General features: G+C 73.8%; 28 protein-coding genes. 13 read left to right on the top strand and 15 right to left on the bottom strand.

The window, feature by feature from the left end:
- The first annotated feature begins 33 nt into the window (after nt 1-33).
- A complete protein-coding gene (locus ACFYZY_RS04630; RefSeq protein WP_388689448.1) occupies nt 34-1,512 on the top strand; it encodes a sugar porter family MFS transporter in 1,479 nt (492 codons plus the stop codon).
- Entirely contained in the window at nt 1,509-2,966 is a 1,458-nt protein-coding gene (gene zwf / locus ACFYZY_RS04625) for a glucose-6-phosphate dehydrogenase (protein WP_388689446.1), read from the top strand. The genes ACFYZY_RS04630 and zwf overlap by 4 nt, the downstream gene beginning before the upstream one ends.
- Nucleotides 2,967-2,970: 4 nt before the next feature.
- On the opposite strand, the gene ACFYZY_RS04620 is transcribed toward zwf, so the two are convergent.
- Nucleotides 2,971-3,882 carry an aldose 1-epimerase family protein gene (locus tag ACFYZY_RS04620; protein WP_388689444.1) on the bottom strand — a complete coding sequence of 304 codons (912 nt, stop codon included), beginning with the start codon at nt 3,880-3,882 and terminating at the stop codon, nt 2,971-2,973.
- Between the two features lie 219 nt (nt 3,883-4,101).
- On the opposite strand from ACFYZY_RS04620, the gene ACFYZY_RS04615 reads away from it, so the two are divergent.
- Nucleotides 4,102-5,232: an aromatic acid exporter family protein gene (locus tag ACFYZY_RS04615; protein ID WP_388689442.1), complete on the top strand. Its 1,131-nt coding sequence runs from the start codon at nt 4,102-4,104 to the stop codon at nt 5,230-5,232.
- 35 nt (nt 5,233-5,267) lie between these two features.
- On the opposite strand, the gene ACFYZY_RS04610 is transcribed toward ACFYZY_RS04615, so the two are convergent.
- Complete coding sequence (locus ACFYZY_RS04610) at nt 5,268-7,613, bottom strand: SpoIIE family protein phosphatase (protein ID WP_388689440.1); 2,346 nt, start codon at nt 7,611-7,613, stop codon at nt 5,268-5,270.
- Nucleotides 7,614-7,975: 362 nt separating this feature from the next.
- On the opposite strand from ACFYZY_RS04610, the gene ACFYZY_RS04605 reads away from it, so the two are divergent.
- Nucleotides 7,976-8,821 carry a maleylpyruvate isomerase N-terminal domain-containing protein gene (locus tag ACFYZY_RS04605; protein ID WP_388689438.1) on the top strand — a complete coding sequence of 282 codons (846 nt, stop codon included), beginning with the start codon at nt 7,976-7,978 and terminating at the stop codon, nt 8,819-8,821.
- Nucleotides 8,822-8,890: 69 nt separating this feature from the next.
- Here the strand turns inward: ACFYZY_RS04605 and ACFYZY_RS04600 are convergent, their stop codons facing one another.
- The 3 genes from ACFYZY_RS04600 to ACFYZY_RS04590 form a co-directional block, all read right to left on the bottom strand.
- Entirely contained in the window at nt 8,891-9,403 is a 513-nt protein-coding gene (locus ACFYZY_RS04600) for a DUF2267 domain-containing protein (protein ID WP_388689436.1), read from the bottom strand.
- A gap of 76 nt (nt 9,404-9,479) precedes the next feature.
- Entirely contained in the window at nt 9,480-9,878 is a 399-nt protein-coding gene (locus ACFYZY_RS04595) for a DUF2267 domain-containing protein (RefSeq protein WP_388689434.1), read from the bottom strand.
- A 95-nt stretch (nt 9,879-9,973) separates the two neighbouring features.
- Nucleotides 9,974-10,408 (bottom strand): Hsp20/alpha crystallin family protein, encoded by a 435-nt coding sequence (locus tag ACFYZY_RS04590; protein ID WP_388689432.1) that lies wholly within the window; start codon nt 10,406-10,408, stop codon nt 9,974-9,976.
- A gap of 157 nt (nt 10,409-10,565) precedes the next feature.
- On the opposite strand from ACFYZY_RS04590, the gene ACFYZY_RS04585 reads away from it, so the two are divergent.
- Nucleotides 10,566-11,216 (top strand): type III effector protein, encoded by a 651-nt coding sequence (locus ACFYZY_RS04585; protein WP_388689430.1) that lies wholly within the window; start codon nt 10,566-10,568, stop codon nt 11,214-11,216.
- Nucleotides 11,217-11,316: 100 nt separating this feature from the next.
- On the opposite strand, the gene ACFYZY_RS04580 is transcribed toward ACFYZY_RS04585, so the two are convergent.
- On the bottom strand, nt 11,317-11,985 hold the full coding sequence (locus tag ACFYZY_RS04580) for a VanZ family protein (protein ID WP_388689986.1): 669 nt from the start codon (nt 11,983-11,985) through the stop codon (nt 11,317-11,319).
- A 241-nt stretch (nt 11,986-12,226) separates the two neighbouring features.
- Here ACFYZY_RS04580 and ACFYZY_RS04575 point away from each other — a divergent pair, with 241 nt between their 5' ends.
- Nucleotides 12,227-12,916: a DUF4230 domain-containing protein gene (locus ACFYZY_RS04575; protein ID WP_388689428.1), complete on the top strand. Its 690-nt coding sequence runs from the start codon at nt 12,227-12,229 to the stop codon at nt 12,914-12,916.
- A gap of 231 nt (nt 12,917-13,147) precedes the next feature.
- The gene (locus tag ACFYZY_RS04570; protein ID WP_388689426.1) at nt 13,148-14,245 is read left to right on the top strand and encodes a glutamate--cysteine ligase; all 1,098 of its coding nucleotides are present in this window, start codon (nt 13,148-13,150) and stop codon (nt 14,243-14,245) included.
- A 198-nt stretch (nt 14,246-14,443) separates the two neighbouring features.
- Here the strand turns inward: ACFYZY_RS04570 and ACFYZY_RS04565 are convergent, their stop codons facing one another.
- The 3 genes from ACFYZY_RS04565 to ACFYZY_RS04555 form a co-directional block, all read right to left on the bottom strand.
- Nucleotides 14,444-14,710, bottom strand: a complete 267-nt coding sequence (locus ACFYZY_RS04565; RefSeq protein ID WP_388689424.1) for a DUF4235 domain-containing protein — start codon at nt 14,708-14,710, stop codon at nt 14,444-14,446.
- 128 nt (nt 14,711-14,838) lie between these two features.
- Complete coding sequence (locus ACFYZY_RS04560) at nt 14,839-15,366, bottom strand: NUDIX hydrolase family protein (RefSeq protein WP_388689985.1); 528 nt, start codon at nt 15,364-15,366, stop codon at nt 14,839-14,841.
- A gap of 147 nt (nt 15,367-15,513) precedes the next feature.
- A complete protein-coding gene (locus ACFYZY_RS04555) occupies nt 15,514-16,410 on the bottom strand; it encodes an NAD-dependent protein deacetylase (RefSeq protein ID WP_388689422.1) in 897 nt (298 codons plus the stop codon).
- 360 nt (nt 16,411-16,770) lie between these two features.
- Here ACFYZY_RS04555 and ACFYZY_RS04550 point away from each other — a divergent pair, with 360 nt between their 5' ends.
- On the top strand, nt 16,771-18,156 hold the full coding sequence (locus ACFYZY_RS04550; protein WP_388689420.1) for a cytochrome P450: 1,386 nt from the start codon (nt 16,771-16,773) through the stop codon (nt 18,154-18,156).
- A gap of 44 nt (nt 18,157-18,200) precedes the next feature.
- Here ACFYZY_RS04550 and ACFYZY_RS04545 read toward each other — a convergent pair whose 3' ends face one another.
- Nucleotides 18,201-18,449 (bottom strand): hypothetical protein, encoded by a 249-nt coding sequence (locus tag ACFYZY_RS04545; RefSeq protein WP_388689418.1) that lies wholly within the window; start codon nt 18,447-18,449, stop codon nt 18,201-18,203.
- A 54-nt stretch (nt 18,450-18,503) separates the two neighbouring features.
- Nucleotides 18,504-18,911, bottom strand: a complete 408-nt coding sequence (locus tag ACFYZY_RS04540) for a VOC family protein (protein ID WP_388689416.1) — start codon at nt 18,909-18,911, stop codon at nt 18,504-18,506.
- A gap of 327 nt (nt 18,912-19,238) precedes the next feature.
- Here ACFYZY_RS04540 and ACFYZY_RS04535 point away from each other — a divergent pair, with 327 nt between their 5' ends.
- From ACFYZY_RS04535 to ACFYZY_RS04525, 3 genes are all read left to right on the top strand, one after another.
- Nucleotides 19,239-20,615 (top strand): protein kinase, encoded by a 1,377-nt coding sequence (locus ACFYZY_RS04535; protein WP_388689414.1) that lies wholly within the window; start codon nt 19,239-19,241, stop codon nt 20,613-20,615.
- Between the two features lie 128 nt (nt 20,616-20,743).
- On the top strand, nt 20,744-21,094 hold the full coding sequence (locus tag ACFYZY_RS04530; RefSeq protein ID WP_388689412.1) for a PRC-barrel domain containing protein: 351 nt from the start codon (nt 20,744-20,746) through the stop codon (nt 21,092-21,094).
- 54 nt (nt 21,095-21,148) lie between these two features.
- Entirely contained in the window at nt 21,149-21,295 is a 147-nt protein-coding gene (locus tag ACFYZY_RS04525) for a hypothetical protein (RefSeq protein WP_388689410.1), read from the top strand.
- 185 nt (nt 21,296-21,480) lie between these two features.
- On the opposite strand, the gene ACFYZY_RS04520 is transcribed toward ACFYZY_RS04525, so the two are convergent.
- Nucleotides 21,481-21,903 carry an SsgA family sporulation/cell division regulator gene (locus ACFYZY_RS04520; protein WP_388689408.1) on the bottom strand — a complete coding sequence of 141 codons (423 nt, stop codon included), beginning with the start codon at nt 21,901-21,903 and terminating at the stop codon, nt 21,481-21,483.
- Nucleotides 21,904-22,239: 336 nt separating this feature from the next.
- Between ACFYZY_RS04520 and ACFYZY_RS04515 the strand changes: the two genes are divergently transcribed.
- Entirely contained in the window at nt 22,240-23,436 is a 1,197-nt protein-coding gene (locus ACFYZY_RS04515; protein WP_388689984.1) for a phosphatidylserine/phosphatidylglycerophosphate/cardiolipin synthase family protein, read from the top strand.
- A gap of 160 nt (nt 23,437-23,596) precedes the next feature.
- Here the strand turns inward: ACFYZY_RS04515 and ACFYZY_RS04510 are convergent, their stop codons facing one another.
- The 3 genes from ACFYZY_RS04510 to ACFYZY_RS04500 all read right to left on the bottom strand — a co-directional run bounded on the left by ACFYZY_RS04510 (nt 23,597) and on the right by ACFYZY_RS04500 (nt 25,379).
- Nucleotides 23,597-24,526 (bottom strand): anti-sigma factor RsbA family regulatory protein, encoded by a 930-nt coding sequence (locus ACFYZY_RS04510; protein WP_388689406.1) that lies wholly within the window; start codon nt 24,524-24,526, stop codon nt 23,597-23,599.
- Complete coding sequence (locus tag ACFYZY_RS04505; protein ID WP_388689404.1) at nt 24,523-24,879, bottom strand: STAS domain-containing protein; 357 nt, start codon at nt 24,877-24,879, stop codon at nt 24,523-24,525. Before ACFYZY_RS04505 ends, ACFYZY_RS04510 begins: the two co-directional genes overlap by 4 nt.
- Before the next feature lie 242 nt (nt 24,880-25,121).
- Nucleotides 25,122-25,379, bottom strand: a complete 258-nt coding sequence (locus ACFYZY_RS04500) for a hypothetical protein (RefSeq protein ID WP_388689402.1) — start codon at nt 25,377-25,379, stop codon at nt 25,122-25,124.
- Nucleotides 25,380-26,330: 951 nt separating this feature from the next.
- Between ACFYZY_RS04500 and ACFYZY_RS04495 the strand changes: the two genes are divergently transcribed.
- On the top strand, nt 26,331-26,549 hold the full coding sequence (locus ACFYZY_RS04495) for an MbtH family protein (protein ID WP_388689400.1): 219 nt from the start codon (nt 26,331-26,333) through the stop codon (nt 26,547-26,549).
- The last annotated feature ends 205 nt before the right edge of the window (nt 26,550-26,754 follow it).

The raw sequence follows: 26,754 nt of genomic DNA, 5'->3' as shown, positions 1-26,754 counted from the left end.
CCGCATCGGCCATCGAGAAGACAAGGGCATCGCATGGTTCAGGGATTTTCCAGAGAACCGGGGACCCACGGTCCGCTGACCGAGGTCGGGCCGGAGGGAACCAGGAAGATCACCCTCTGGGCGGTCGCGATCGCGCTGGGCGGCTTCCTGTTCGGCTTCGACACGGGAGTCGTCTCCGGGGCGCTGCTGTACATCAAGGAGGACTTCGACCTCAACTCCTTCGAACAGGGCAGCGTGGTCAGCGTCCTGCTCATCGGCGCGGTGATCGGCGCCAGCTCGGCGGGCGGCCTCGCCGACCGGTTCGGCCGGCGCAAGGCCCTGCGCCTCATCGGCCTCGTGTTCCTCGTCGGCACCGCGATCGCGTCCCTGGCGAACGGATACCCGGTGCTCATGGTGGGCCGGATCGTCCTCGGCCTCTCCGTCGGCGCCGCGTCCGCGACGGTCCCGGTCTACCTCTCGGAGATCTCGCCGACGAAGATCCGCGGCCGGATGCTCACCATGAACCAGCTCATGATCACGGTGGGCATCCTCGTCGCCTACCTCGTCAACCTCGCCTTCGCGGGCGGCGGGACGTGGCGGGCGATGTTCGCCGTCGGCGCGGTCCCCGCCCTCCTCATGATCGCGGCCACGCTGTGGCTGCTGCCCGAGTCGCCCCAGTGGCTGATCGCCCACGGCCAGGAGGACGTGGCGCGCCGGGGGATCGCCGCGCTGACGGACGGGCCGACGGCGGACGAACTGATCCGGCGGGCCCGGCAGCGCATGGACGCGGAGCGCGAGAAGCAGTCGCGGAAGGAGGCGACGGGCGGGCAGGGGATCCGGCGGCTGCTGGCCCCCGACGTGCGGCCCGCCCTGATCGTCGGCCTCACCCTGGCGGCCGTACAGCAGTTCGCCGGCATCAACACGATCATCTACTACGCGCCGACCATCATCCAGCAGACCGGCCTCAACGCGTCGAACGCCATCTTCTACTCGGTGTTCATCGGCCTGATCAACCTGATCATGACGCTGGTGGCGATCAAGCTGGTGGACCGGGTGGGACGGCGTCCCATGGTCCTCGTCTCGCTCGGCCTGATGGCGGTCTCGATCTTCCTGCTGGGCCTCGCGTTCGTCGTGGACATGAGCTCGGGGCTGACCCTGATGTTCATGGTGATCTACATCGCCGCCTTCGCGGGCGGCCTCGGCCCCGTCTTCTGGACGCTGATCGGGGAGATCTTCCCGCCGTCCGTCCGGGCCGAGGGATCGAGCCTGTCCACCGCCGTCAACTGGGTGTCCAACTTCATCGTCAGCCTGGCCTTCCTGCCCCTGGCCAACCTCATCGGCCAGGGCGAGACCTTCTGGATCTTCGCGGGGATCTGCCTGTTCGCGTTCCTCTTCGTCGGCCGGTACCTGCCCGAGACCAGGGGCCGGGACGCCGAGCAGATCGAGAAGGCCCTCGACGCCCGCTTCAAGCACGCCCCGGACCGGTCGGACGGCTCCCGGGAGACGACCTCGCAGAAAGGAAGCTCGCGATGAGCGACACCCTCCTCGGCCCCGCCGCCCTCGAACGCGCCGACGCCCTCGTGCTCTTCGGGATCACCGGAGACCTCACCAAGAAGATGCTGTTCCCCGCGCTGTACCGCCTCGCCGAGGACGGCAGGCTCACCGTCCCCGTCATCGGCGTGGCCGCCGGCGACTGGGACGACGACGCGCTGCGCCGGCACGCCCGGGAGTCGATCGCCGCCGCCGTCCCCGACTTCGACCAAGCCGTCTTCGACCGGTTCGCCCGGGGCCTCTCCATCGTCACCGGCGACTTCACCGACCGGGACACCTTCGCCCGGCTGCGCGAGGCCGTCGCCGGACACGGCTTCGTGGTCCACTACCTGGCCATCCCGCCGACCCTGTTCACCACCGTCGCCCACGCCCTGGCCGAAGCGGGCCTGAACCGCAACGCCCGTCTGGTGGTCGAGAAGCCGTTCGGCCACGACCTGGCCTCCGCGCGGAAGCTCCAGGAGGACCTGAACACCTGCTTCGACGACCACCACCTGCTGCGGGTGGACCACTTCCTGGGCAACACCGCGGTGGAGAGCCTGATGGTCGCCCGTTTCGCCAACACCCTGCTGGCCCCGATCTGGCACCGCTCCTACGTCGACAACGTCCAGATCACCCTCGCCGAGGACTTCGACGTCGCCGACCGCGGCTCCTTCTACGACTCCGTGGGCTGTCTGCGCGACGTCGTCCAGAACCACATGCTCCAGGTCCTCGCCTTCCTCGCGATGGACCCGCCCAGCGCCTCCGACGCCCGTGCCCAGGGCCTGGAGAAGTGGCGGGTGCTGCACGCCACCCGCACGATGGACCCCGCCGCCACCGTACGCGGCCAGTACGACGGCTACCTCGACGTCGAGGGCGTCGCGCCGGGCTCCACCACCGAGACGTACTTCGCCACCCGCCTGTTCATCGACAACTGGCGCTGGTCCGGCGTCCCCTTCTACCTGCGCAGCGGGAAGTCGCTGGCCGTGACCGCGACCGAGGTGATCGTCCAGCTCCGCACGCCCCCGCTGGAACTCTTCGGCGGCGACACCGGGACGACCCCGCCCAACCTCATCCGCTTCCGCGTCGACGGCGACACCGGCATCCGGGCCGACCTGGTGCTCCGCAAGCCCGAGGAGGGCGTGAGGCGCCCGATGACCGTGCCCATCGGCGTCGACTTCGCCAAGGTCCTCGGACGACAGGAACTGCCGTACGAGAACATCCTCCGGGGCGCCGTCGTCGGCGACCCCGAGTGCTTCGCCTTCTTCCCCGCGATCCTGGAGTGCTGGCGGATCGTCGCCCCCGTCCTCGACCCCGCCGAACCGCCCCTGCCGTACGCCCCGGGGAGCTGGGGCCCGGAGCGGGCCGACCGGCTTCCCGCCCCGGAGCGGTGGCACCAGCCGGGACGGCGCCTCTTCGAGGACGTCGCCGGCGGACCGGCGGACCGGACGGGAGCCTGACGGCTCAGCCGGCCACGATCCCCCAGGAGCCGGTGAAGCCCGCGCCGGGTTCCAGGCGCACCAGGTCCGTGCCGCTCGCGAAGGCGTTGGGCGGCCCGGTCATCGGCTCCGCCGCGAGCCCGCGGCGCCGGTGCGCGGCGGGCACGTCGTCGGCGGTGTAGACCTCCAGCCACGGCTGGGCGGCGTCCAGCCAGAGGGAGGTCGTACGGGTACGGCCGGACAGGTGGACCCAGGCCCGGTCCCGTTCGTCGCGCTCCAGCGCGGTGAAGGCCAGGTCGACGGCCAGCCCGCCCAGCCGGCGCCCCCCGCGCAGGTCGTACGGGGTGCCCTCGACGTCCACCGGGGGTCCCTGGGGGATCATCCGCTCGTCGACGGGGAGGTACTTCCCGCCCGGGACCCGGACGACACAGTCGTCCAGGGGCTCGCCGACGGTGAGGTACGGATGCGCGCCGTGCGCGTAGGGCGCCGGCACCGAACCCGCGTTCACCGCCGTGACCTGGACGGTCAGTCCGGTGTCGGCGTCGAGGACGTACGCCGCCTCCAGGTCGAGCCGGAAGGGGTACCCGGTCGAACCGAGCAGCCGGCACCCCAGCAGCACCCGGTCGCCGGCGCGCCCGACGGGGGACCACGAAACCCACCGGGTCAGCCCGTGGAGGGCGCAGTCGCGCTCCGGCTCGGAGAGGTCGAGCTGATGGGCCGTGCCGTCGAAGACGTAACGGCCGCGGTCGATCCGGTTCGGCCAGGGAATGAGGAGCTGCCCGAACGCGGCGGGCGCCGGCTCGTCCGTCCCGTAGGACAGCACCAGCGGTTCGCCCCGGTACGTCAGCTCCCGCAGACCGCCGCCCTGCTCCGTCACCACGGCCCGGTAGTCCCCGGCCCCGAACGCGTACTGCTCACCACTCGTCTCGTATGCCACCGCGCCTTCATAGCCCCCGGGCCCGGGCACGATACGTCCCACGGCCGTGCCGCGGGCGCTCCGTGCCGGAACGGAGGAACGCGTTACGGCACTCGGACGCAACCGGGGCACACCGGGCGGGGTCCGCGGTCAGGCTTGCAGCGTCCGGCCCCGGAGGCCCGCGGAACCGCGCGGGGCGCCCCGGACGGGAGACCACGGGAACGGACGGAAAGGGGGACGATGGCCACGATCCGAAAACGCGTCGGGGACAACCTGTGGCCGATGGTCCAGCAGGCCGTCGCCGCCGCCCTGTCCTGGTGGATCGCCGACGACCTCATCGACCACCACGTCCCCCTGTTCGCCCCGATCGCCACCCTCGTGGCGCTCAACACCCCCCTGGGCGGACGCGGCACCAACACCGTACGGGTCCTGGTCGGCGTCATCACCGGCGTCGTCGTCGGGGACCTCGCCTACGCCCTCCTCGGCCACGGCAGCGCCGCCTTCGGCCTGGCGGTGTTCTGCGCGCTCCTCGTCGCGCTCGTCCTCGACGGCGAGCGCATCACCATGGCCCAGGCCGCCGTGGGCGCCGTCATCTGCGTCGCCGCCGGGCGCCAGGCCGGCGTGGACCGCGTCCTCGACGCCCTCCTCGGCGGCGGCGTCGCCCTCGTCTTCAGCCAGCTCCTCTTCCCCGTGCACCCCCTCGCCCTGCTCAGGAGGGCCGAGTCCGCCACCCTGACCGGCCTGGCGAACGCCCTCGACTTCACGGCGCGCGAACTGGACGCCTCGGACGACGAGCGGACCTTCCGCACCTGGGACGAGGTGCGCGCGGTGTACACGCTCCTCGACGACCTGGACCGGGCGCGCGCCGACAGCCTCGACGTCACCGGCCGCACCCTCCACCGGAGGCGCGGCAGGGATCCCCTGACCCGCGAGACGGCCACCGCGCTGCAGCTCGACATGCTCGGTCACAGCTGCTTCAGCCTCATCCGCCGCGCCCTCGCCCTGGACACGCGCGGCCGGCAGGAGTTCGCCCCGACGCTGCGGGCCCTGTCGGGCGTCCTGGGCGCCCTCGCGGCCGCCCCCGGAAGCCGCGCGGTGCGCCGGCACGCGACCCGCTGGGCCCTGGACGTCGTCCGCGACGCCCCCGACGAGGGACCCGCGCCCACGGTCGCCGTGTGGGAGGGCGTACGGCTGGTCGCCCAGGACGTCCTGGTCTTCGCGGGCGTCGACGCCGGGACCGCCGGACGGGCCGTCCGCGAGGGCACCCGGGAGGTGCCCGTCCCGGACCCGCCGCGGCAGCCCCGGACCTTCCGCGACTTCCGGTCCGGCCGGCGCGACCGGCCGGACCGGCCCGATCGCCGCGGCCGGTGACCACGGGACCGGACGCCCGCGGTCCCGCACCGCCGCTACCGCGCGGGAAGCGCGCCCTCCTCCGGCATCTCCTGCTCCGCCCAGATCGTCTTTCCGTGCCGGGTGTAGCGGCAGCCCCACCGCGTGGTGAGCTGGGCGACCAGATACAGGCCCCGGCCCCCCTCGTCCGTGAGCAGGGCGCGGCGCATCCGCGGCTGGGTGGCGCTCGGGTCGGACACCTCGCAGATCAGACGCCCCGCGCGGATCAGGCGCACCTCGACCGGCCCGCCCGCGTAGCGGATGGCGTTGGTGACCAGCTCGCTCAGGACGAGTTCGGTGGTGAAGGCCAGCTCCGCCAGCCCCCAGGCGTCCAGCTGCCGGGTCGCCGCCTCGCGCACCTCGCCCACGGCGGCCGGGTCGGAGGCCACCGGCCAGACCACGTGGTCCCGGGAGGGCAGCGCGCGGGTACGGGCGAGCAGGAGGGTGACGTCGTCGGTGAGGTGGCGGGAGGGGCGGTCGGCGACGATATCGCGGCCGAGGTCCCGCAGCGGCGTGTCGAAGACCCCCGGCGCTGACAGGCGGCGCGCCAGCTCGGCCATGCCCTCGTCGACGTCGCGCTCGCGGGTCTCGATCAGCCCGTCGGTGTAGAGGGCGAGGATGCTCCCCGGCGCCACGTCGATCTCGGCCGTCTCGAAGGGCAGCCCGCTCACGCCCAGGGGCGGGCCCGGACTCACGGGGACGAAGGCGACGGTCCCGTCCGGGACGGCCACGGCCGGCGGGGGGTGCCCGGCGGAGGCCGCGGCGAGCCGACGGGAGACCGGGTCGTAGACGGCGTACAGACAGGTGGCGCCGATGGGGTCGGTCCGGGGGCGGGCGGACTCCGGCGCGTCGTCGGACGCGTCGCCCCCGTCGGTCTCCACGCCCAGCTGGGAGACCAGGTCGTCCAGGTGCACCAGCAGTTCGTCCGGCTCCAGGTCGAGGTCGGCGAGGGTGCGCACCGCGGTGCGCAGGCGCCCCATCATGGCCGTGGCCGCGAGACCGTGCCCGACGACGTCGCCGGTGACCAGGGCGACCCGGGCGGAGGAGAGCGGGATCACGTCGAACCAGTCGCCGCCGACACCGGTGGCCGTGTCGGCGGGCAGATAGACGCCGGCGGTGGTCACGGCGACGGTCTCGGCCTGCGACGGCGGGAGCAGACTGCGCTGGAGCCCCACGGAAGCGCGGTGTTCGCGGGTGTAGCGGCGGGCGTTGTCCAGGGCCAGGGCGGCGTGCCCGGCGATCTCGTGCAGCAGGTGCAGGTCGGCCGCCTCGTAGGGCGGCCCGTCGGCGTCGCGGTGGACGGTCACGCGCCCCAGCACACCGCCCCGGGCGCGCAGTGCGACGGCCATCGAGGTGAGCGGGTCGAGGGGGGCGCCGGGGTCGGCCGGAGCCTCCGCGGCCGCGCGCCCCGCGACGGCGGTACGGCGCAGGGTCATGCCGCCGTCCGGGGCGGGGCCGGGCTCCTCCCCGGTGAACACCGCCTCCGCGATCTCCACCACGGCCAGGTCGGCCACCGCGGGCACGAGCGCCGACGCCAGGTCCTCGGCGGTGCCGGCGACCGACAGCGAACCGCCCACGGCCGCGGTCACGCGGTGCAGCACGGACAGGCGCTCACCGGTGCGGCGCAGTTCGGTGACGTCCGTGAACAGCGCGGTCACGCCGAACACCTGCCCGTCGGGTGCCTGCAGCCGGAACGCCGAGACGGCCATCACCGCTCCGCCCCCCGACTCCCGGAGGGTGCGGACCGTCTCCTCCGCCCGCACCAGCGGCAGCCCCGTCCGCAGCACCTCGCGCAGATGCCGTTCGAGCACCGCCGCGTCCTCGGCGCGCAGGAAGTCCGTCAGCCGGTGGCCGAGCAGGTCCGGCCCGAGCCCGGTGTACGGAAGGAGGTGCGTGTTGGTCCTGACCAGTCGCAGTTCCGTGTCGAACACGGCCAGGCCCAGCCGGTCCTGGAGGAACAGCTCGGTGGTGAACGCCTGGTCCTGTCTCCAGCGGGCCGCCGTTCCCGCGGGGGCCGCGAGGACGAAGTACCGCCCCGGTCCCGCGCCGTCCCCGGCGTCCGCGAGCGGCAGGACCTGGAAGTCGACCCTCACCTCCTCGCCCCCGCCCGTGCGCACCACGGCCTCGCCGGACCGGGCTTCCGTCCGCCGTCCGGGTGACGGCGCGGGCCGGGGGCCCGCGTCCCCGAGCAGTTCCCGGATGTGACGTCCGCAGACCCGGTCGGCGGGCAGGGAGAGCAGCTTCTCCGCCGCGGGCGTCCAGCCGACGATCCTGCCTCCCGCGTCGAGCAGGGCCCCGGCGGCCTCACCGGCGAAGGGCAGTCCGCGGTGCTCCGGCGCGAAGGGCGGGATCTCGTCGTCCACCTCGTGCCCTGCCTCCCTCGCGCGTCACGGTGTCCCGGCACGGACTCACCCGGGCGTTTCCCCCACGTCGCGTCCGGCCTCCCACCACGCGGGGCCGGACCCCTCCATCATCCCCCGGCGCGTCCCGCCCCCCCGTCGGGCGGGACGCCCCCCCGGGGGGCCGGGGGCGCCCGGCGCGCACCGGCCCCTTTCCGGGGGAGGGCCGTCCGTGCCCGGTGGCCCCGGTCGCGTACGGCGCGGGCCGGGAGGCGCGCGGAGGGACCCGCGGCCGCCGGGGCGGAGGAGGACTCTGTCGCAGCCGTGCTACTCGGGGGTAACCTGCGAGTCCGTCAGTGATCAGGGGGAGTGCCGTGGGAACCGTCATGACGTTCGATCCCGTCACCGAGCACGAGAAGACCCGTGCCGCGCTGGCCGCCGCGATCCCGCGACTGGTCCGGCTGCTCCGCGCCGTGCCCGATCCGGACGCGGCCTCCGGGGTCCCGGTGTGGTCGGTCGGTGACGTCGGCGCGCATCTGGCGGCCGTCTATCTCGCGTACACCTCCGTCGCCTCTCCCGGTGAGCCGGTGGAGTGGGACGGTGTCCTGCCCCCCGCCGAAGGGACGTTCACCGAGCGGATCACCGCTCTGAACGCCCGGTCGGTCACCCTGTTCGGCGCCGGGGAAGGCGTCCGCCCGGCCGATTTCGTCGCCGAGCGGGGCGAGGCGTTCCTGCGCGTCACCCGGGGCCTCGCCCCCGACACCCCCCTCGACGCGCCCTGGTACGGGGGACTGCCGCTCACCCTGGCGACGGTGACCGGTCTGATGCTGGGCGAGACCCTCGTCCACGGCCTGGACATCGCGCGAGGCGCCGGTCTCCCGTGGTCCGTCGGCCCGGACGAGGCGCGCCTCGTCCTCGGTCAGTCGATGCCCACGATGATGACGGCGGCCCTGGACGTGGAGAAGGCGCGGGGGGTCGGCATCGCGTTCGACCTCGTGATCAAGGGGGGCCTCCGGCTGGCGGTCGTCGTCGAGGACGGGACCATGACGGTCACCCGCGACGCGCCGCCACGGGTCTACGACTGCCGGATCACGGCGGAGCCGGCCACGTTCCTGCTGGTCTCCTTCCGGCGCGTCCCGGTCTGGAAGGCCGTCGTCCTCGGCCGGATGCGGGCCGGCGGTCGCAGGCCGTGGCTGGCCCCCCGGCTCGGCGGTCTCGTCGCCACCCCCTGAACCGTCCTGTCCGGGAAGGCGCCCGGTGCTGCGGCCGGACGCCTTCCCGGACGGGTGCGCGGAGGGGGCTCAGGCGTCCGTCCGGCGCCCGGCGGCGCTCCGGCCGGTGAGGGAGCGCGCGGTGCGGCCCGGACGGTGGGGCGACGGGAGTTCGACCCTGCCGAAGAGGAGCGCGTAACCGGGAGGAAGCTGTTCGACGATGCGGTCGACCAGGTCGGTCCCGGCCAGCTGGGCGACGGGAGCGAGGACGGCCCCGACGTCCCAGCGGGTGGTGGCGGGACTGCCGCCGGTGCGCCGGGCGAGGTCCTTGACGAACTCCCAGCCGGTGAGGGGGGTGGTGGCGGGCACCTCGGCGGTGAGGGCCAGGGCCGCCTCTACGGGAAGACGGGCGGCGAGATCGACCCGTTCCTCGCCCACGAGCTGCCGTCCCAGGGCGGCCAGCACGGAGCGCACGGACTGCTCGGCGCGTTCGCGAGTGGGGTAGGCACCCTCGTAGCGGACGCGTTCGAGCAGGCTGACGTAGGACGTTCCGCCACGGGCCGGTGCGGGGGCGGAGGTCGTCGTCTCGGTCTGGAGGGTCATGGTGACGGGATCGCCGTTCTCTTCGGGCCCGGTCCGGCCGGGCGGGACGAACAGGTTTCGACGGGACGGGCCGGCGCTACCGGGACGGGTGGGGCCGGCCGAACAGGAGGTCGTAGCCGGGAGGGAGCTGGAGGAGCATCCGGTCGGTGAGTTCCTCTCCGGCGGCGTCGGCGACGACGCTGAGGACGGCGCCGACGTCCCAGGCCGCGGTCCGTTCGGTGGCCCCTTCGATCCAGGCGGCCGCCGCGCGCACGAAGCGCTCCGGCGAGAGCGGTTCGGCGGCCCGGAGGGGGTTGAGCAGGACGACGGCGAAGGTCTCGGGGAGGTGGGCGGCGAGCGCGGCCCGCACGTCACCGACCAGGTGGGCGCCGAGCAGCGCCAGGACGACGCGGGCGGCGCGTTCGGCTTCCTGGGGCGTGCCGTAGTCACCGCGTTCCCGCACGCGGTCGAGGAACGCGTGCCATCGCAGTCTCATCACGGCCCCTTCCTTCGGGTGGGGGAGGCGGACGACGGGGAGCGGAGGAGGAAGGGACGGGCTCCCGCCCTCGTCCGCTCCCCGCCTCGGGCGGATCAGCCGCCGATCTGCTTGCGGTCGTCGCTCCGGCCGATGGCGATCTTGCGCGGCTTCGCGCGCTCGGCGATCGGAATGCGCAGTGTGAGGACGCCCGCCTCGTAGTCGGCCGTGATCTTCTCGGTGTCGAGCGTGTCGGCCAGCATCAGTTGTCGGGAGAAGACGCCCAGGGGCCGCTCGGACAGCTCCATCTGGACGTCGTCGGACTTCGCGACGGGGCGCCGCTCGGCCTTGACCGTCAGCATGTTCCGTTCGACGTCGATGTCGATGGCGTCCGTCGACACACCGGGGAGGTCCATGACGATCACGTACGCGTCACCCTCGCGGTAGGCGTCCATCGGGACCGCGGAAGGACGGGACCACGTGCCGTTCGTCCCCAGCATCTGCTGCGTGAGCCGGTCGAGTTCGCGGAACGGATCGGTGCGCATCAACATCGCGAAACACCTCCAGTCGGATCGGGCAGTGACTGCCAATGCGCTTCACCCGACTCCGTTGTAACATGTCAACGGATGGACGACAACTCCAGAAGCAACGGATGGACGACATCAGTTTTGTCAATGTTTGGACGACAGATGGAGAGGGCGTGATCGCATGACAGGAGCCGGCCACCCCGTCACCTTCCACGCAGCCCTCACGGCCCTCGCCGCGATGAACGAGACCGTGCGGAAGGCCCGGTCCGCTCCGGACGCGCCCCCGGACACGCGTCCCGACGCGTCCTCCGAGGAAGCGCTCACGGCCCTTCTGCTCCTGCGCGAACTGCGCGAACAGCTCGCCGGATGGGAGCCCGGCCTCATCGAGGCCGCCCGCGACGCGGGCGCCAGCTGGGCCGACCTCGCCCACCCCCTGGGCGTCACCAGCCGCCAGGCGGCCGAACGCCGCTACCTGCGGGTGCGCCCCGGCAACCCCGGCACCACCGGGGAACAGCGCGTCCAGGCCACCCGCGACCGCCGCGCGGCCGACCGCACGGTCACCGCCTGGGCGCGGGACAACGCCTTCGACCTGCGCCAGCTCGCCGGACAGATCACCGCCCTCGACACCCTCCCCGCCGCCCTCCGGAACGACCTCGGCGAAGCCCTCGCGGACAGCGACCCCGCACTCCTCCTGAAACCCCTCGCCCGCACCCGGCGCCACCTCGCTCCCCGCCACCCGGACCTGGCCGAGCGCGTCGACACGCTCACCCGGCACACCGAGGTCCTCCGCGACGAGAGCGACCAGCGCCGCTCCGGTGTCCCGCAGCCCTGACGGGGCGGGGAGCCGGTGCCGCCGGACCGGCGGACGGTGACCGGTGACCGGCGGACGAAGCGGACGGGGCGCCCGTCCGCCGGAGGCCCGTTCCTCGCGGTCACCGCGCCGGACGGGGAGCGCGCCGTGACCACCACCGGCGCCGGACGCGCGGGTGCACCGCGCGCCCCAGGCGCCGGCCGACGAGCAGATAGCCGAGCAGGGCGCCGGTCGTGTTCAGCAGGACGTCGTCGATGTCGAAGGCGCGCCCCGTGATGAGGGCGCCCTGCACCAGCTCCACGAGCAGCATCGTCACGACCGTGAGCAGGGCCACGCGCACCAGGCCGCGGGTCCTGGGGGAGAGCAGGGGCAGCAGGACGCCGAACGGCACGCCGAGCAGCACGTTGCCGCCCACCTGCTTCACCGTCTCCAGGAAGACGGGCTGCCCCATATACGCGCGGATGGAGCTGCCCGGCGTCAGATTGCTGTGGGTGAGGGAGGCGGAGGCCGGGGACGCGTTCAGGGTGAGCCGGGCCAGGACGATCGCGAAGGCCACCATGCCCACGAGGGCGGTCAGGGCCACCAGCACCCGCACCACCGGGCCCGGTCCGGGCCGCGCGGCTCCCTCCTCCGCCGGAGCGGGCCGGGGCGGCCGGGGCGACCGCGACCAACGCGCCCACCGTGACGGTTCGGACGGCCGGAGCGGCGGAGGGGGCGGGGGAGGCGGTACGGAAGGTGCGCCGCCGCCCGTCTTCGCCGCCTCGTCCCCGTTCCGGCCGCGTCTCCACATCCTCATGTGCCGCCCCCCATCGTCGGGTCTCTTCGGACGAGAAGCACCAGGACTTCTCCGAGGAGGTGCGGCTACCCGGGAAGCGCCGGGACAACCCGGAACCGGGGCGCCGGCGCGGACGGGCCGGACCGCCCCCGGAGCGGCCGGCGCTACAGGGGCCCCGTCTGTCGCGTGCGCCCCGACATCCGCCGTCCAGAAGGAAGTTCCGAATGACCGGAGGTGTCGCGGGCACGAGACGCGCATGGCGGATGACACGGAGAACAGACCCACGCGGGAGAAGCGGCGGCGCGAACGGCCCCCCGGCAGGTGGCCCCTCGCCCTCGCCCTCGCCCTCGTCCTCGCACTGATCCTCGCGCTGGTCCTGGGAGGCCGGTTCTTCCGGCTGCCCGTCCTGGGCGACTTCTTCGGGACGGAGACCAAGGACCGTTCCGGCCCCGTCCTCCTGAAGTCGATCCAGGACATGAACCGCCACGAGGGGGCCGTCGGCACCTATCAGGTCGTGGTCGACCTGGAGAAGGACGCCCGGTTCCTGCCCGACGCGATCCGCGGCACCCGCACCCTGTACGTGGCCGCCGGGACCGTCGGCGCCCACGTCGACCTCGCGGGCCTCGGCCGGGACGCCGTCACCGTCGACGAGGAACGCACCACGGCCACCCTCCGCCTGCCGCACGCGCGGCTCGGCGAACCGTCCCTCGACCCCGAGCGGTCCTACGCCGTGTCCAAACAGCGGGGACTCCTCGACCGGCTGGGCGACCTCTTCTCCGACAACCCCGGCAGCGAACGCGCCGTCCACGTCCTCGCCGCCCAGTGCATCGGGCAGGCCGCCGGGGAGAGCGACCTCGCCGCCCGCGCGGAACGCAACACCACCGCCATGCTGCAGGGCCTCCTGCGCGCCCTCGGGTTCGAGCGGGTCACCGTCACCTACGGCTGAGGCTCCGCCGGGCCTCCGGTCCGCCACCGGACGCGGTCGCCGCGTTCGGCGGCGGACCGGGAAGGCGACGGCGCCCCGGCCGCGACGAGCCGGAGGCCTTTTAACCCACATCCGGATGCTTCGCAAGCGCGGAACCGGGCATACGCGTGAAAGTTCTGGTCCCGCCCCGTCCGCCTCCTCCTCCCGGGGGACGCCGGAGCGGCGGGGCATTCGCTGAAGCAGGGAGAGTCGATGCGCACGGTAGGAGTCGAGGAAGAGCTGATGCTCGTCAACGCCAGGACGGGCGAGCCGTTCGCCGTGTCGTCGGCGGTACTGGCGTCGGCCGCCCTGCGCGGCGACGAAGCGGGAGAGGTCTTCGAGAAGGAGCTGCACCAGGAGCAGCTGGAGTTCTCCACCCGGCCGCTGACGGACATGGGGGAGCTGCACAAGGAGATCGTGCGCTGGCGCGGCGAGGCGCTGCGGTACGCCCGGGAGTCCGACGCGGTCGTCGCCGCCCTGGCGACCTCACCCGTCCCCGTCGAACCGTCCCGGCACCTGGGCGCGAGGTACCGGTGGATGGCGGAACAGTTCGCCCTCACCACCAAGGAGCAGCTGACGTGCGGCTGCCACGTCCACGTGGCCGTGGAGTCCGACGAGGAGGGGGTCGCCGTCCTCGACCGGATCCGCCCCTGGCTCTACCTCCTGAACGCGCTCAGCGGGAACTCGCCGTTCTGGCAGGGGGAGGACAGCGGTTACAGCAGCTACCGCAGCCGGGTGTGGAACCGCTGGCCGTCGGCCGGCCCGTACGAACTGTTCGGCACCCCGGACAGGTACCACGAGCAGGTCGACGCCATGGTGGAGACCGGTGTCCTGCGGGACCCCGGCATGATCTACTTCGACGCCCGCCTCTCCGCCAACTATCCGACCGTCGAGATCAGGGTCGCCGACGTCTGTCTGGAACCCGCCACGACGGTGCTGATCGCCACCCTCGCCCGCGGTCTCGTGGAGACCGCCGCCCGCGCCTGGCGCGACGGGGAGCCCCCGGCCCCCGTCTCCGCCGGGCTCCTGCGGCTGGCTTCCTGGCGCGCCGCCCGGTCGGGGCTCAAGGGGCCGCTCCTGCATCCGGTGACCCTGCGGGAGACCTCCGCCGAGGCGGCCTTCGAGGCCCTGCTCGACCACGTCGGGGAGGCCCTCGACGACATCGGCGACCTCGCCGAGGCGCGGAAGGGGGTCGCCGCCCATCTGGCCCACGGCGGCGGGGCGGACCGCCAGCGGGCCCTGCGCGACGAGGGCATGGACCTCCACGAGGTCGTACGGGCCTGCGCCCGGATCACGACCGGCGGCGAGTGAGCCCCCGGAGCCGAGCACCGGACGGGAGGCGCGGCGCCCGCGCGACGACCGGCGGGCGCCGCACCTCCTCCTGCCGTACCGGCCTTGCCTCCTTCTGCCGTACCGGCCTCGCCGTACGCTCCCGGTCCCGCACCACGCGAAGCGCCGCCCCGCGGACGGGGCGGCGCTTCGTGGCCGGAAGCGGCGGACGGGGCGGGGTCAGGCGGGCCAGGCGCCCGTCACCCGGCGTACCGCCGTCGCCCCGCCGCGGTCGACCGCGGCCTTCACGAGGGCGAAGATCGCGCCGTGCAGGGCCGCGGCGAGCAGGACCTCGCGCCACCCCCGGTCCTCGTCGGTGGCGTCGGGGGCGTCGTCGTCGTGCCCCAGGACCTGCCACGCCTTCTTGAACGCGGCTCCCGCGAGCACGCCGGTCCCGGCGCTCAGGACGAGCGAGATCGGTTTGAACACGAGGCGTGACGGTTTCATGATGTCTTCCTTTCCCTCCGCACACCGCCCCGGCTACCCCGCCGCCCGGACCGCATGCGTCCGGCCCGCCCCGGAAGCCCCGGGTCCGCTCCACCCGCCCGGGGGACGCCCGTCCGCGCGGGGAGGCTTCAGTAGGTGTGGCCCACGTGCGCGAGGGCCTGCTTGAGCAGCATCCCCCGGCCGCCCGGCATCTCGTTCTGCACGGCCGGGGAGGCCGCCTCCTGCGGGCTGAACCAGACGAGGTCGAGCGCGTCCTGGCGGGGACGGCAGTCGCCGGTCACCGGCACGATGTACGCGAGGGCCACCGCGTGCTGGCGCGGGTCGTGGTACGGGGTGATGCCCGCCGTGGGGAAGTACTCGGCGACGGTGAAGGGCTGCAGGGAGGCGGGGACGCGGGGCAGGGCCACCGGACCGAGGTCCTTCTCCAGGTGGCGGAGCAGCGCGTCCCGGACCCGCTCGTGGTGCATGACGCGCCCGGACACCAGGGTGCGGCTGATCGTGCCGTCCGCGCCGATCCGCAGGAGCAGCCCGACGCTGGTGACTTCGCCGCTGTCGTCCACCCGGACGGGCACGGCCTCGACGTACAGGATCGGCATCCGGGCCCTGGCGCTGTCCAGTTCGTCCGTGGACAGCCAGCCGGGCGTGGTCTCGGTCATGTCAGACATCGCTTGATCATACTTTCCCGGGCGTGCTTCGGCCCAGAGAACATGTGTTTGCCGGGTGGGCCGGACAGGCCGGACGGGCGGGACGAGGACCGCCCGGCGCGCCGGTGGAGGGAGCGGGGGAGTCCCGGACCGGCCGGGTCACCGCCCGGCGTCGCCCACGGGGACGGCCAGCAGACCGGCCACGGAGGTGAGGGCCGCCCCCAGGGGAAGCGCGACCCGCGTGAGGGCGTACCGGTCGCCCCGCGTCGGGTCCCGGTTGACGATCAGCACGGGCTTTCCGGCCTGGGCCGCCTGGCGGACGAAGCGCAGCCCGGACATCACGGTCAGCGAGGAGCCCAGGACCAGCAGCGAGTCCGCCTCCCGGACCAGCTCGCGGCAGTGCTCGACCCGCCGCGGCGGAACGGCCTCCCCGAAGAACACCACGTCCGGTTTGAGGACGCCGCCGCAGAGCGCGCAGGGCACCACGCGGAAGTCCCCGACCTGTTCGTCGGTGAGGTCGGCGTCGCCGTCCGGGTTGATGCCCGCGGCCACCGGCTCGAACCCCGGGTTGGCCTCCTCCAGCCGTTCGGCGAGCTCGCGGCGCGGGCCGAGGGCGCCGCAGGAGAGACAGACGACCCGGTCCAGGCTTCCGTGCAGCTCCACGACGTCCTCGCTGCCGGCGGCCTGGTGCAGACCGTCGACGTTCTGGGTGATCACACCCGTGAGCAGGCCGTGCCGCCCGAAGGCGGCCACGGACCGGTGCCCCGCGTTGGGCAGGGCTCGGCCGAAGGCGCGCCAGCCGAGGTGGCTGCGTGCCCAGTACCGGCGCCGGGCGCGGGCGCTGCCGGTGAAGTCCTGGTAGGTCATCGGGGTGTGCCGGCTCAGGCTCCCGCCCTCGCCCCGGTAGTCGGGGATGCCCGACTCCGTGGAGAGGCCCGCCCCGCTGAGCACCAGCACGCCGCCGGCGTCCAGCGCGTCGACGACCGGCCGCAGGTCCGTGGTGGCCGGTGGCAGGTCCTCGGTGGGGGTCCAGGTCAGGGTGGGACGCATGCGCATGCCGCCCAGGGTACGGAACGCGCCCGGCCCCCGCCCGGGGCCGCCGGGCGGCCCCGGGCGGCCCCGGGGAACGGCCCCGTCCGCCTCCGGGGCGGGGACGTGGCACGGTGCCTCCCGCCGGAAGGCCACGGGGGCGACGGAGCCCGCGCGGTCGGTGGCCGGTCGCGGGATCGTCGCGGGGCGCCCGCCGCGCTCCGGGCGCGCGGTCCGGCCCGTGGAGAGGCCTTCCGGGCGCCACGGACCACGGGCGCGCCGCACCGGCCGGCGGAGCGGACACGGAAAGCCGGCGGAACGTCCCTACCCGTGAGTCACCTCCTGGGGGACAATCGGCCCGCAGGTGACGATCGAGGGGGATCCTTCATGGCCATCACCACCGGTGCCGAAGCACCCGAACTCGCGGGGTTTCCCCTGCTCGGTTCGTTGTTCGACCTCAAGAACGACTCACTGGGAACCTTCCTGCGCGCCCGGCGCGAACACGGGGACGTCGTACGGATCACCGCCGGGCCGCCCGGCCTGCGCACCACCGTCTACGGCGTCTTCTCCGCCGAGGGGGCACAGCGGATCCTGGCGGGCGACTCTGCCAACTTCCGCAAGGACAACACCTTCTACCAGGAGCTCCGGGAGTCCTTCGGCAACGGCCTCCTCACCAGCCAGGACGAGGACTACCTCCGCCAGCGCCGGCTCGTGCAGCCCCTGTTCACCCGCCGCCGCGTCGACGGCTACGCCGCGGCCGTCGCCGCCGAGGTCGGCGTCCTCGCCGGGGAATGGCGGGACGGCGGCGCCGAAACCGTCGACGTCCTCCAGGAGATGGCCCGGCTCGCGCTGCGCGCCGTCGCCCGCATCCTCTTCGGCACCGACGTCGACGCGGCCGTGGAGATCGTCGAGAGCAGCTTCCCCGAACTCGGCGCCTACGTGCTGCGCCGCGGCTACTCCCCGGTCAACGTGCCCCGCACCTGGCCCACCCCCGGAAACCGCCGCGCCGCCGCCGTCCACCGGGCGCTGTACGAGGTCTGCGACCGGATCATCGCCGAGCGCCGGGAGTCCGGCCGGGCCCCGGACGCGGGCGACGACCTCCTCACCCTCCTCGTCGGGGCCGGCAGCGCCGAGGACGGCGGCTTCGACGCCACCGAACTGCGCGAACAGGTCCTCGTCTTCCTGCTCGCCGGCCACGAGACCACCGCCACGTCCCTGGGCTTCGCCCTCCATCTGCTCGGCCGCCACCCGGAGGCGCAGGAACGGGCCCGGGAGGAGGTCGACCGGGTCCTCGCCGGCCGTACCCCCGGCGCCGCCGACCTCGACGCGCTGCCCTACGTCACCCGGGTCCTCAAGGAGGCCATGCGCCTCTTCCCGGCGGCTCCCGTGATCGGCCGCCGCGCCGTCGCCGCCACCGAGGTGGGGGGCGTCGCCATTCCGGCGGGCGCGGACGTCATCGTGTGCCCCTGGGTCACCCACCGGCACCCGGACCTCTGGGAGGACCCGGAGCGCTTCGACCCCGACCGCTTCACGCCCGAGGCGGAGGCCGCCCGGCCCCGGTACGCCTGGTTCCCCTTCGGCGGCGGTCCGCGTGCCTGCATCGGTCAGCACTTCTCGATGCTGGAGTCGGTGATCGCCCTGGCGATGCTCCTCCAGCGCCACGGCTTCGAGGCCGTCGACACCGAGGTGCCGGTCACCTCGGCGATCACTCTCCAGGCGGCGGGTCCGGCCCGCTGCCGGCTGGTTCCCAGGGAGGCGCGGCCGGTGGGGTGACGGCGCGGCCGCTGCCGTCACCCCACCGGCCGCGCGCGGATCCGTCAGCTCTCCCCGGTCCCGGCCTCGCCCCTCCGTCCGTGCGGACGTCGCTGCTCCTCGCGGCCCAGGCCGGGGGCGCGGCGCTTGGCGGTCGTGCCGCCCTCGTCGTCCGCGCCCCCGCCACGGCGCTCCCGCGACGCTTCCGCCTCCCGGCGGGCCTCGACGTCACCGCTCTCGCCGACGGACTCCCGGGGCGCGGTCCGCGGCGGGGCGTCCGCCGGCAGGGTGCGCCGGCGCTCGTGACGGCTCATGATCGTCCTCCTCTGCGGTGCGGACGGGCACGTGGGGGCGGCTGCCCCCGGGCGTCACGCCGAAACGTTCCGCGCGGGGGCGAGCACGAAGGCGTGACCGGCCGGGTCCGTGTAGCGGCGGGTGTCGGTGCGCCGGTCCAGCCGGGTGCCGTTCTGGTCGGCGGACACGGGGCGCGCGCCCAGGGACACGGCTTCCCGTTCGGCCTCGTCGAGGTCGTCGGGGGCCACGAGGACGAGCAGGTGGGCCTGTTGGGAGTCGTCCGGCCGGGGCCAGCTCGGCGGCGCCTGGCCGGGGTCGCGGCGGATGCCCAGGACGACACCGGCGGAACCGGAGAGCAGCAGCAGGTCGGGGTCGCCGTCGCTCGGCTCGACGGTGGCGTCGAGCAGGGCGGCGTAGAAGCGGGCGAGGGGCTCGGGGTCGGTGCTGTCGAGGACGAGGACACCGGTCTTGGGAACGGTCATGGGGTACGTGTGCCCCGTCGGAGGGTTCGCAGACGCCCGCCAACGAGCTTGTGGGGAAAGGGAGTCGGCGCGCACCGGCCCGACGGGGACGCGCCCCCCGCCACGGTCCGGGCGGCCCTCCCGCCGGGTCTTCCGGTCACCGCGCGGATGTTTCGGCGCGGGGAGGGCACCCGTAGTTCCGTGCCCGGACACGGGAGCCCGCGACGGGACCGTACGGAACCGGCGCGACGGCGCGGGGAACCCGCGCGCACGTGACCGGGGTACGGAGAGCCGGCGTACGTGGACGGGCGGACGGCGGAAGGCGACAACGGGACACAGGGAGCACCGATGAAGGTCCGTTCGTGGTCGGTCCGACCGGATCTCCGGCTCACGGCCCACGCGGTCGCCGGCCGGTACCGGCTCGACGACCTGCTGGGGCGCGGCGGCGCGGCCGACGTGTACGAGGGTCTGGATCTGCGGCTGCGGCGGCCGGTGGCGGTCAAGCTCTTCCGGCCGGACGGCGACTCCCTGATGGAGGAGCGTTTCGGCGGTGAGGGCCGTCTGCTGGCCAGGATGCGGCACCCGGGCCTCGTGACCGTGTACGACACCGGCAGGGAGGAGGGCCGTCCCTACCTGGTGATGCAGCTCGTCAGGGGAACCACCCTGCGGCGGCGCATCGCCGAGGCACCCCTGACGCCCGGTGAGGCCGTCCGCACCGGAGCCGCCCTGGCCTCGGCGCTGGCCCATGTGCACGCGGCCGGGGTCGTGCACCGCGACGTCAAACCGTCGAACATCCTCCTGGACGAGACGGGCGCCCCGCACCTGGCCGACTTCGGCATCTCCCGGTCCCTCGACACCACCCGCGCGGACACCGGACCCCTCGTGGGGACCGCGGCGTACCTGGCGCCGGAACAGGTGCTGGGCAGGGGCGCGGGACCGGCCGCGGACGTCTACAGCCTCGGGCTGGTCCTCCTGGAGTCCCTGAAGGGCGAGCTGGAGTACGCGGGCGCGCCCCTGGAGGCCGCGCTGGCACGACTGCACCGGCCCCCAGTCGTCCCCCCGGGCTTCCCCGCGGACCTCGCCGAACTGGTGGAGGCCATGACGGACGCGGACGAGACCGGGCGCCCCGACGCCGACACCTGCTTCCGGACCCTGACCGCCCTGGGGGACGGGTACCGGGCCTCACCGCCCCCGCACGGTCCCGGCCTCCCGGAGAGGACCCGGAGGAGCGGCGGGCCGTCGCGCGCGACGGCACCGGTCGCGGGCGTCCGGTCTCCGGCCCCTTCCTCCTCCGCTCCCCGCCGGCCCGGCCGCGCCCTCGCCGCCGGCGCGACGCTGGCCGTGCTCGGAGCCGCGCTGACCGGCTCGATCGGCGGACCGACCGGCGCCGACGGGGGAGACGTCCCCCGGGCACCGCGCCAGAACGTCGCCGAGCCCCCGGCCGCCCGGCAGGACCGTACCGCCGGATCTCCGACGGCCCCGACGGCCCGCCAGGAACCGGCCTCGCCGCCGGCCACGGCCCCCGCCTCCCGTACGGCACCCTCGCCCGCCGCCGGGGAAACCGCCGCACGGCCGGGCCCGGCGACCAGCGCGTCCGCGCGGCCCCGTCCCGGAGCCAGGGGAAAGGACGCCGGGCCCCGGAAGGGGGTCGCCCGGGGCCACGGGCGCGACGGGTCCGGCCGCCCGGCCGGGGCCGGACCGCCGGCGAAGCACCGCGGGCGCTGACGACGGGACCGGCCGGCGGCGCGCGTACTTCCCGGCCGGCCGTGTGAACGGGCCGCGCCGGGCAACAAGCGGGAAAACAGCACGGGACGCGCGTCACGACCGTCCCGGCAGAGAGGAAGTGGGCAGGCATGCACCCCGACATCTGGTCCTTCTCCGAGACCGCGTCCCACGCGGCCGGTACGGATCTGACCGGATACGCGGTCGAGGCCACGGACGGCGGCATCGGAAAGGTCGACAAGCACTCGGCCGAGGTCGGCCGGGGGCACCTGGTCGTGGACACCGGTCCGTGGATCCTCGGCCGGCAGGTCGTGATCCCGGCCGGCATCGTCACCGCCGTGGACCGGGCGACGGAGACGGTCTTCGTCGGCCGTACCCGGGAACAGATCAGGAACGCCCCGGAATTCGTGCCCGGGCAGGACGACGCGGACGGGCACCACCGCATGACGCTCACGGACTACTACCTGGCGTTCTTCCGGTAGGCATCACCCGCAGGACACGACGAGTACCGAGTGGAACGAGTACGAGGAGGCCCCATGTCCGCACTGCTGAGCCGCATCAGGAGCTTCGGCCGCAGCCCTCAGGGGCAGCGGGCGATCGCGTCGGTACGACGAGCCGCCGCCGACCCCCGGAAACGGGCCCAGGCCCGGGGGTTCCTCGCCCGGCTGAGAGGGCGCCGCTGAGAAGCCCCGCACCGACGGACGCCTTCGTGGGCCCGGTTCCGGCCGGGCCCACGAAGGCGCCCGTGCGAGAGGACCCGCCGTGCCGCACGCTCCCCCCGGCGGCGCGCCCGCGAGGGCGCCGGGAACCGTGGGGCGGCCGGTGACGCGCCGGTTCGGGACCGGGGGCCCCGCGCTCCCGGGCGGAGTCAGCCGGCGAGGACGTCGAGGAACGGCTGCCAGTCGATGTGGGAGCTCTCGGTGCCGACGGGCACCATGCTGTGCGAGGTGGTCACCCAGCGCAGGACGTGATGGCGGTCGAGGCTGATCAGAGCGGCGTGGGAGGGGTCCCCCAGACGCAGCACGACCTGCTCGTAGGGGGCGGGCCGGATGTGCACCTCGCCGAGGCCGGTGGGCGCCTCGGTGCCCGCGAGGAGCATGTCGCGGTCCAGCCTCCAGACCACCTCGCCCGAAGGGGTGTGGAGGGCCAGCTCGACGACGAAGGGCGAGCGGGACCGGTAGTGGACGGTGGCGCCGAGGGGGACGCGGCAGGCGTCGGTGATCAGGCGGGCGGTGGTGTTCCACTTGATCTCGCGGCGGGGCGGCGGGACGGGGAAACCGGCTCGGTGCATGGGGGCTCCAGCTTCGGGCACCGCCCCGGGACGGCGGCGCTTTGCTGATCGGGTACCCCCTGAGCCGGAATCACACCTCGGAAGGGTGCGGTTGCGGAGAGGGAGATGCGGGGGATTCATGGAAACCGTCAGCCCTCCGTGCCGGGTCATTCCTTCCGGTGACGTGTGACGGCACTCACTCCGGCGCCCGGCCCGGGAATGAGTCCCCGGCCCCATCGGGGTTACATTCCCCGGTGCACCTCATGAGGGCGGTCGCCACCGGACCGGGTGCGCGTGGACCCGCACGTTCCCTCGTGGACGGGTCGAAAGGAGAGAAAGGTGACCGGCACAGAGGACATATCGGGGTCCGCCGACCACGAGGAGGGCGGCAGATCCACGACCGAACGCGCGGCACGCATACGCCGGCGCCTGGAGCGCCTGATCGGCATCGCCGCCACCGAGGGCAACGCCCTGGTCCCCCTGCGCAACGGGGACGAGATCTTCCCCGCCATGCTGGAGAGCATCCGCTCCGCCGAGCACACGGTGGACATGATGACCTTCGTCTACTGGAAGGGCGACATCGCCCGTGAATTCGCCCGGACGCTCGCGGAGCGGGCCCGGGACGGCCTCCGGGTGCGGCTGCTCCTCGACGGCTTCGGCAGCCGGCTGATCGACAAGGAACTGCTGACGGAGATGGAGCGGTCGGGCGTCCAGGTGGCCTGGTTCCGCCGGCCGCTGTACCTCTCGCCGCTCAAGCAGAACCACCGCTGCCACCGGAAGGTGCTGGTCGTGGACGAGCAGGTCGCCTTCACCGGTGGCGTGGGCATCGCCGAGGAGTGGTGCGGCGACGCCCGCAACCCCCGCGAGTGGCGGGACACGCACGTCAAGGTGCTCGGACCCGCCGTGGACGGCATCGCGGCGGCGTTCGCGCAGAACTGGGCCGAGTGCCACGACGAGCTCTTCGACGACCGGGACCGGTTCGCGGACCACCGCCCCCAGGGCGACGCGGTGGTGCAGGTGGTGCGCGGTTCGGCCAGCTTCGGCTGGCAGGACATGCAGACCCTGATCCGGGTCATGATCGAGTCGGCCGAGGAGCGGTTCCGGCTGGCCACCGCCTACTTCTCCCCGGACGCCTACTTCATCGAGCTGCTGTGCGCCGCCGCGCGGCGCGGGGTGGAGGTGGAGATCCTGCTGCCCGGACCGCACACCGACAAGCGGGTCTGCCAGCTCGCCGGGCAGCACTTCTACGAGGACCTGCTCGCCTGCGGCGTGAAGATCCACCAGTACCGGCCGACCATGATGCACGCCAAGGTCATCACCGTGGACCGCATCGCCGCCCTCGTCGGGTCGACCAACTTCAACCGGCGCTCCCTCGACCACGACGAAGAGGTCATGCTCGCGGTCCTGGACGAGGAGTTCACCGCCACCCTGGACTCCCACTTCGACGCCGACATCGAGGCGAGTTCGCTCGTCCGGGCCGGGCGCTGGAAGAGGCGTTCCGCGCTGCAACGCGCCCGGGAACTCGCCGTCCAGCCGATCCGCCGCTATCTGTGACGGTCCTCCGGGTGGACCGCCGGCGCCGGGCGGGGCGGGGCGCCACCCCCGTGGAGGGTGCCCTCCACCGGGACCGTCCGCCCACCGGGCCGGCGGGCGGGCCGCCGTTCCGGGGCGACCGGGCGGCCGTCCCCGGTCCCTGGCCGCCGCCCGGCTCCCCTCACGGAGCGAGGTAGAAACGCACGGTCGTGCCCTCGTCCCCGGTGTGCACGCGCACCAGGTCGGAGACGTAGTGGACCAGCATCAGGCCCCGGCCGCCGAGCTGTCCCCGTAGCGGCGGCCTGCGGCCGGCCAGCGGATCGGTCAGCCGTCCGGCGTCACGGACCTCGAAGACGGCCCGGCCGTCCTCGCTCCACACCGCCAGCGTCCCGCGCCCGCCGCCGTGCACGACGCTGTTCGTCGTCAGCTCCGCGACCGCCAGTTCCGCGTCCTGCAGCCGCTCCCCGGCGATGCCCAGCCGCACGGCCCGGTCGACGGCGAAACGGCGGGCCGCCGGAAGTTCCTCGGCCCCGTAGGGGAAGACCTCGGCCCCGGAGGCCGGCGGCAGCACCTCGTTGTGCCGGGAGACGACCGCCTCCCAGTCGTAGGCGTCGCTGATCTCCTCACGGCCGCCCGAGATGACGGTGGGGTGGGTGGCACGCGCTTCGGCCAGTACCGCCCGGTCCAGCCGGGACTCGTCGTACGGGCACAGGATCGTCACCGCGCGGCCCTCGAAGGCCGGGTTGATCAGCGCCTCGTGCTGCGCGCAGGCCGGGTACTCCACCGCGCTGCGGCCCGCCCAGATCGGCTCCCCGATGATCCGCACCCGCCCCTCCGGGTGGGCGTCGGCGAACCGCTTGAGCACACCGGGGATGATCCGGCCCGGATTGCGCCCGGCCTCGGTCATGTCCAGCAGCGTCAGGCCCTCGGCGTCCGGGCCCAGCCCCGCCCTGATCAGTTCCAGGTTGGGGCCGGGAACGGCCACCGCCACCGGCTCGCCGGCGTCCAGGCCCCGGCGCACGAACGCCACGGTCTGCTCGGTGTACTCCCGCGCGGAGCCGTAGAACAACGCCGGGTGCTCGAACATCTCGTCGGTGGTCACCATACTCATCGCGACGCCACCTCGATCCGGCACTGGCCGGGCCAGAACATCTCCAGGACCCGGGGCAGCTGCGGCGGCGGGTGCTCCACCACCATCCGGCCGTCGGGCAGGGTCATGGCGGTGACCGCGAGCGCCGTCACCCCCGCCACGTCCACGAACGCCACGTCCGACAGTTCCACGTACGACACGTCCACGTGCCGACGGGCCAGTTCGGACAAGGCTTCCTCCCACGCGGGACGGGTGGCCTCGCTGATCTCACCACTGGCTCGTATCCCAGGGCGACCGGGCAACGGGCTCACCTCCAAAGCGACGTGCCCGGACACCGCCGGGTCGGGCACGCCCACCGCATGCGGGGCATCCATGCTCGAACTCCTTCGATGTCCGGCAGCCGGGAGATGCGGTCGTCGCGGCCCAGCACCGGGGAAGGACGCTCCTTCCGGCAGTGGAGTGTAACGTGGCGCGTGCCCCCCGCCGGCGGGCTTCGTGCCGGGAGGACCCCGTCCGCGCGTTCCGCGCGTGGGCCGGAGGGAGGCGCACCGGGGAAAACGAGGCGTCCACGAGGACGGCCGGGGACGAGGGCGTCGGCGAGAGGGGCACGCGTGGATCAGCGGACGGTGACGCGCAGGACATAGGGGCGGCCCGCGCTGATGGCCTCGGCCTGCTCGGCGAGGTCCGTGCCAGTGAACCCCAGGAACGCGGCGTCGGCGGCCGCGCGGAGCAGCGGCACGATCTCGGCGGCGTCCCGGCCCCGGTGCGAGAGGGCTATCTCGCCGAAGGCCCGCTGGTACGGGGCGGAGTACGAACTCGAACTGTCCTTCAGCAGACGGTCCATGTCCTCGGCGCGGACCGTGATCTCACCCATGCTCTGCCCCCGTGGAGCCGTGGCCCGGCCGGTCCGGACCCTCGTGAACGACGCTACGAGCAGGGTCTGACATCGGTACGGCCGTCCCGCGGGAGTGCCGGGAGGTGCCCGCGCCGGGGGCCGACGGCTCCTCGCGTCTCAGGACGGCCGGTCACCGCCTCTTCCGCGAACTCGAGTACCAGGCCACGACGAGGCCGATGACCACCAGGACGATCAGTATCTTCATGACCCCCTCCTGCCCGGGATCGGAGGTCCGACGCCTGTACCGGCGCCCCGGGACGGAACGGGGCGCCGGACAGGCGTCGGACGGGGGCGGCTTCCGGCCACGCGTGGCGGGCCGGAGCGGCGGGAGCGGGGCTCCGGGACGCGGCCGGTCGGCCACCGGCAGGCCGTCGGTCGGCCACCGGCCGGTCCGGGCCGGCCGGTCCGGACCGCTTTTTCTGGCGTGAGGTTGCCTCCCGGGCGGGGCGCATACCCGGCGCATGGGAGCGCGGCGCGCTCATGAGAGCGCGGAGTGGAGAAAATGTGGGCGCGCTGGGCGGGTAGCCGAAAAGGTGAGGGCGATAAGCCAGTAAATGAGGTCGAACTGGACTTGTTGTGGCCGGATGTGTAAGGCGATGCGGGGATCGGCATATGCCGGGGACCCTTCCCGGTCTTGCCGACCGATGAATTACCGACGAGTAACGAAGCGGTCCGCATACGTGAACGAGCCGAATCCTTTAATGTGATTGGCGTGAGTTCGGTTTCGGGGGGAAGTCTTGGCCGGGAGGCGCTCGTCGCGCCCTGTCGGGGCAGGACCGATCGCCGGCTTCCGCGATCGGAATGGCGCTCCCCCGGGAGGGGCGACGCATGATCCGAGCGGTTGCGGAAAAAGCCGTCCCGCCTCCCGGAACGCCCGGGTGAACCACGTGTGAAAAGCGACAGACCAAAGAACCGAGAACGGGTGGGAACGTGAGCAACCCCTTCGATGACGAGTCGGGACGCTTCGTCGTGCTGGTGAACCACGAAGCTCAGTACTCCCTCTGGCCCGCGCACCTCGACGTCCCCGGTGGCTGGGAGCGCGAGGGGGCCGAGGGATCGCGCCAGGAGTGCCTGGAGCGGATCGAGAACGTCTGGACCGACATGCGTCCCGCCAGTCTGGTGGCGGCGATGGAGGCCGGCACCGGCTGACACGGCCACGGGGCACGGGGAGTTCCGCGCAGGTCAGGCGGGGCCCCCCGTGACCCGGACGCCGATTTCGTTCACCCGATGAGCACTTTCGTTCAAGGACAGTGCCCAATCGGTCATATTCGGCTGACGAGTGCTCGCGATGCCCTCCGAGGCCTCTACCGAGCCGCGAGTGAGACGCCTCGCGGCCCTTCCTCCTCGCGCGCGG

The sequence above is a fragment of the Streptomyces sp. NPDC001744 genome, assembly GCF_042892575.1.
Lineage (GTDB): Bacteria > Actinomycetota > Actinomycetes > Streptomycetales > Streptomycetaceae > Streptomyces.
Note: the sequence above shows the minus strand (reverse complement) of the source record. Positions and strands in the feature narration are given on the sequence as shown.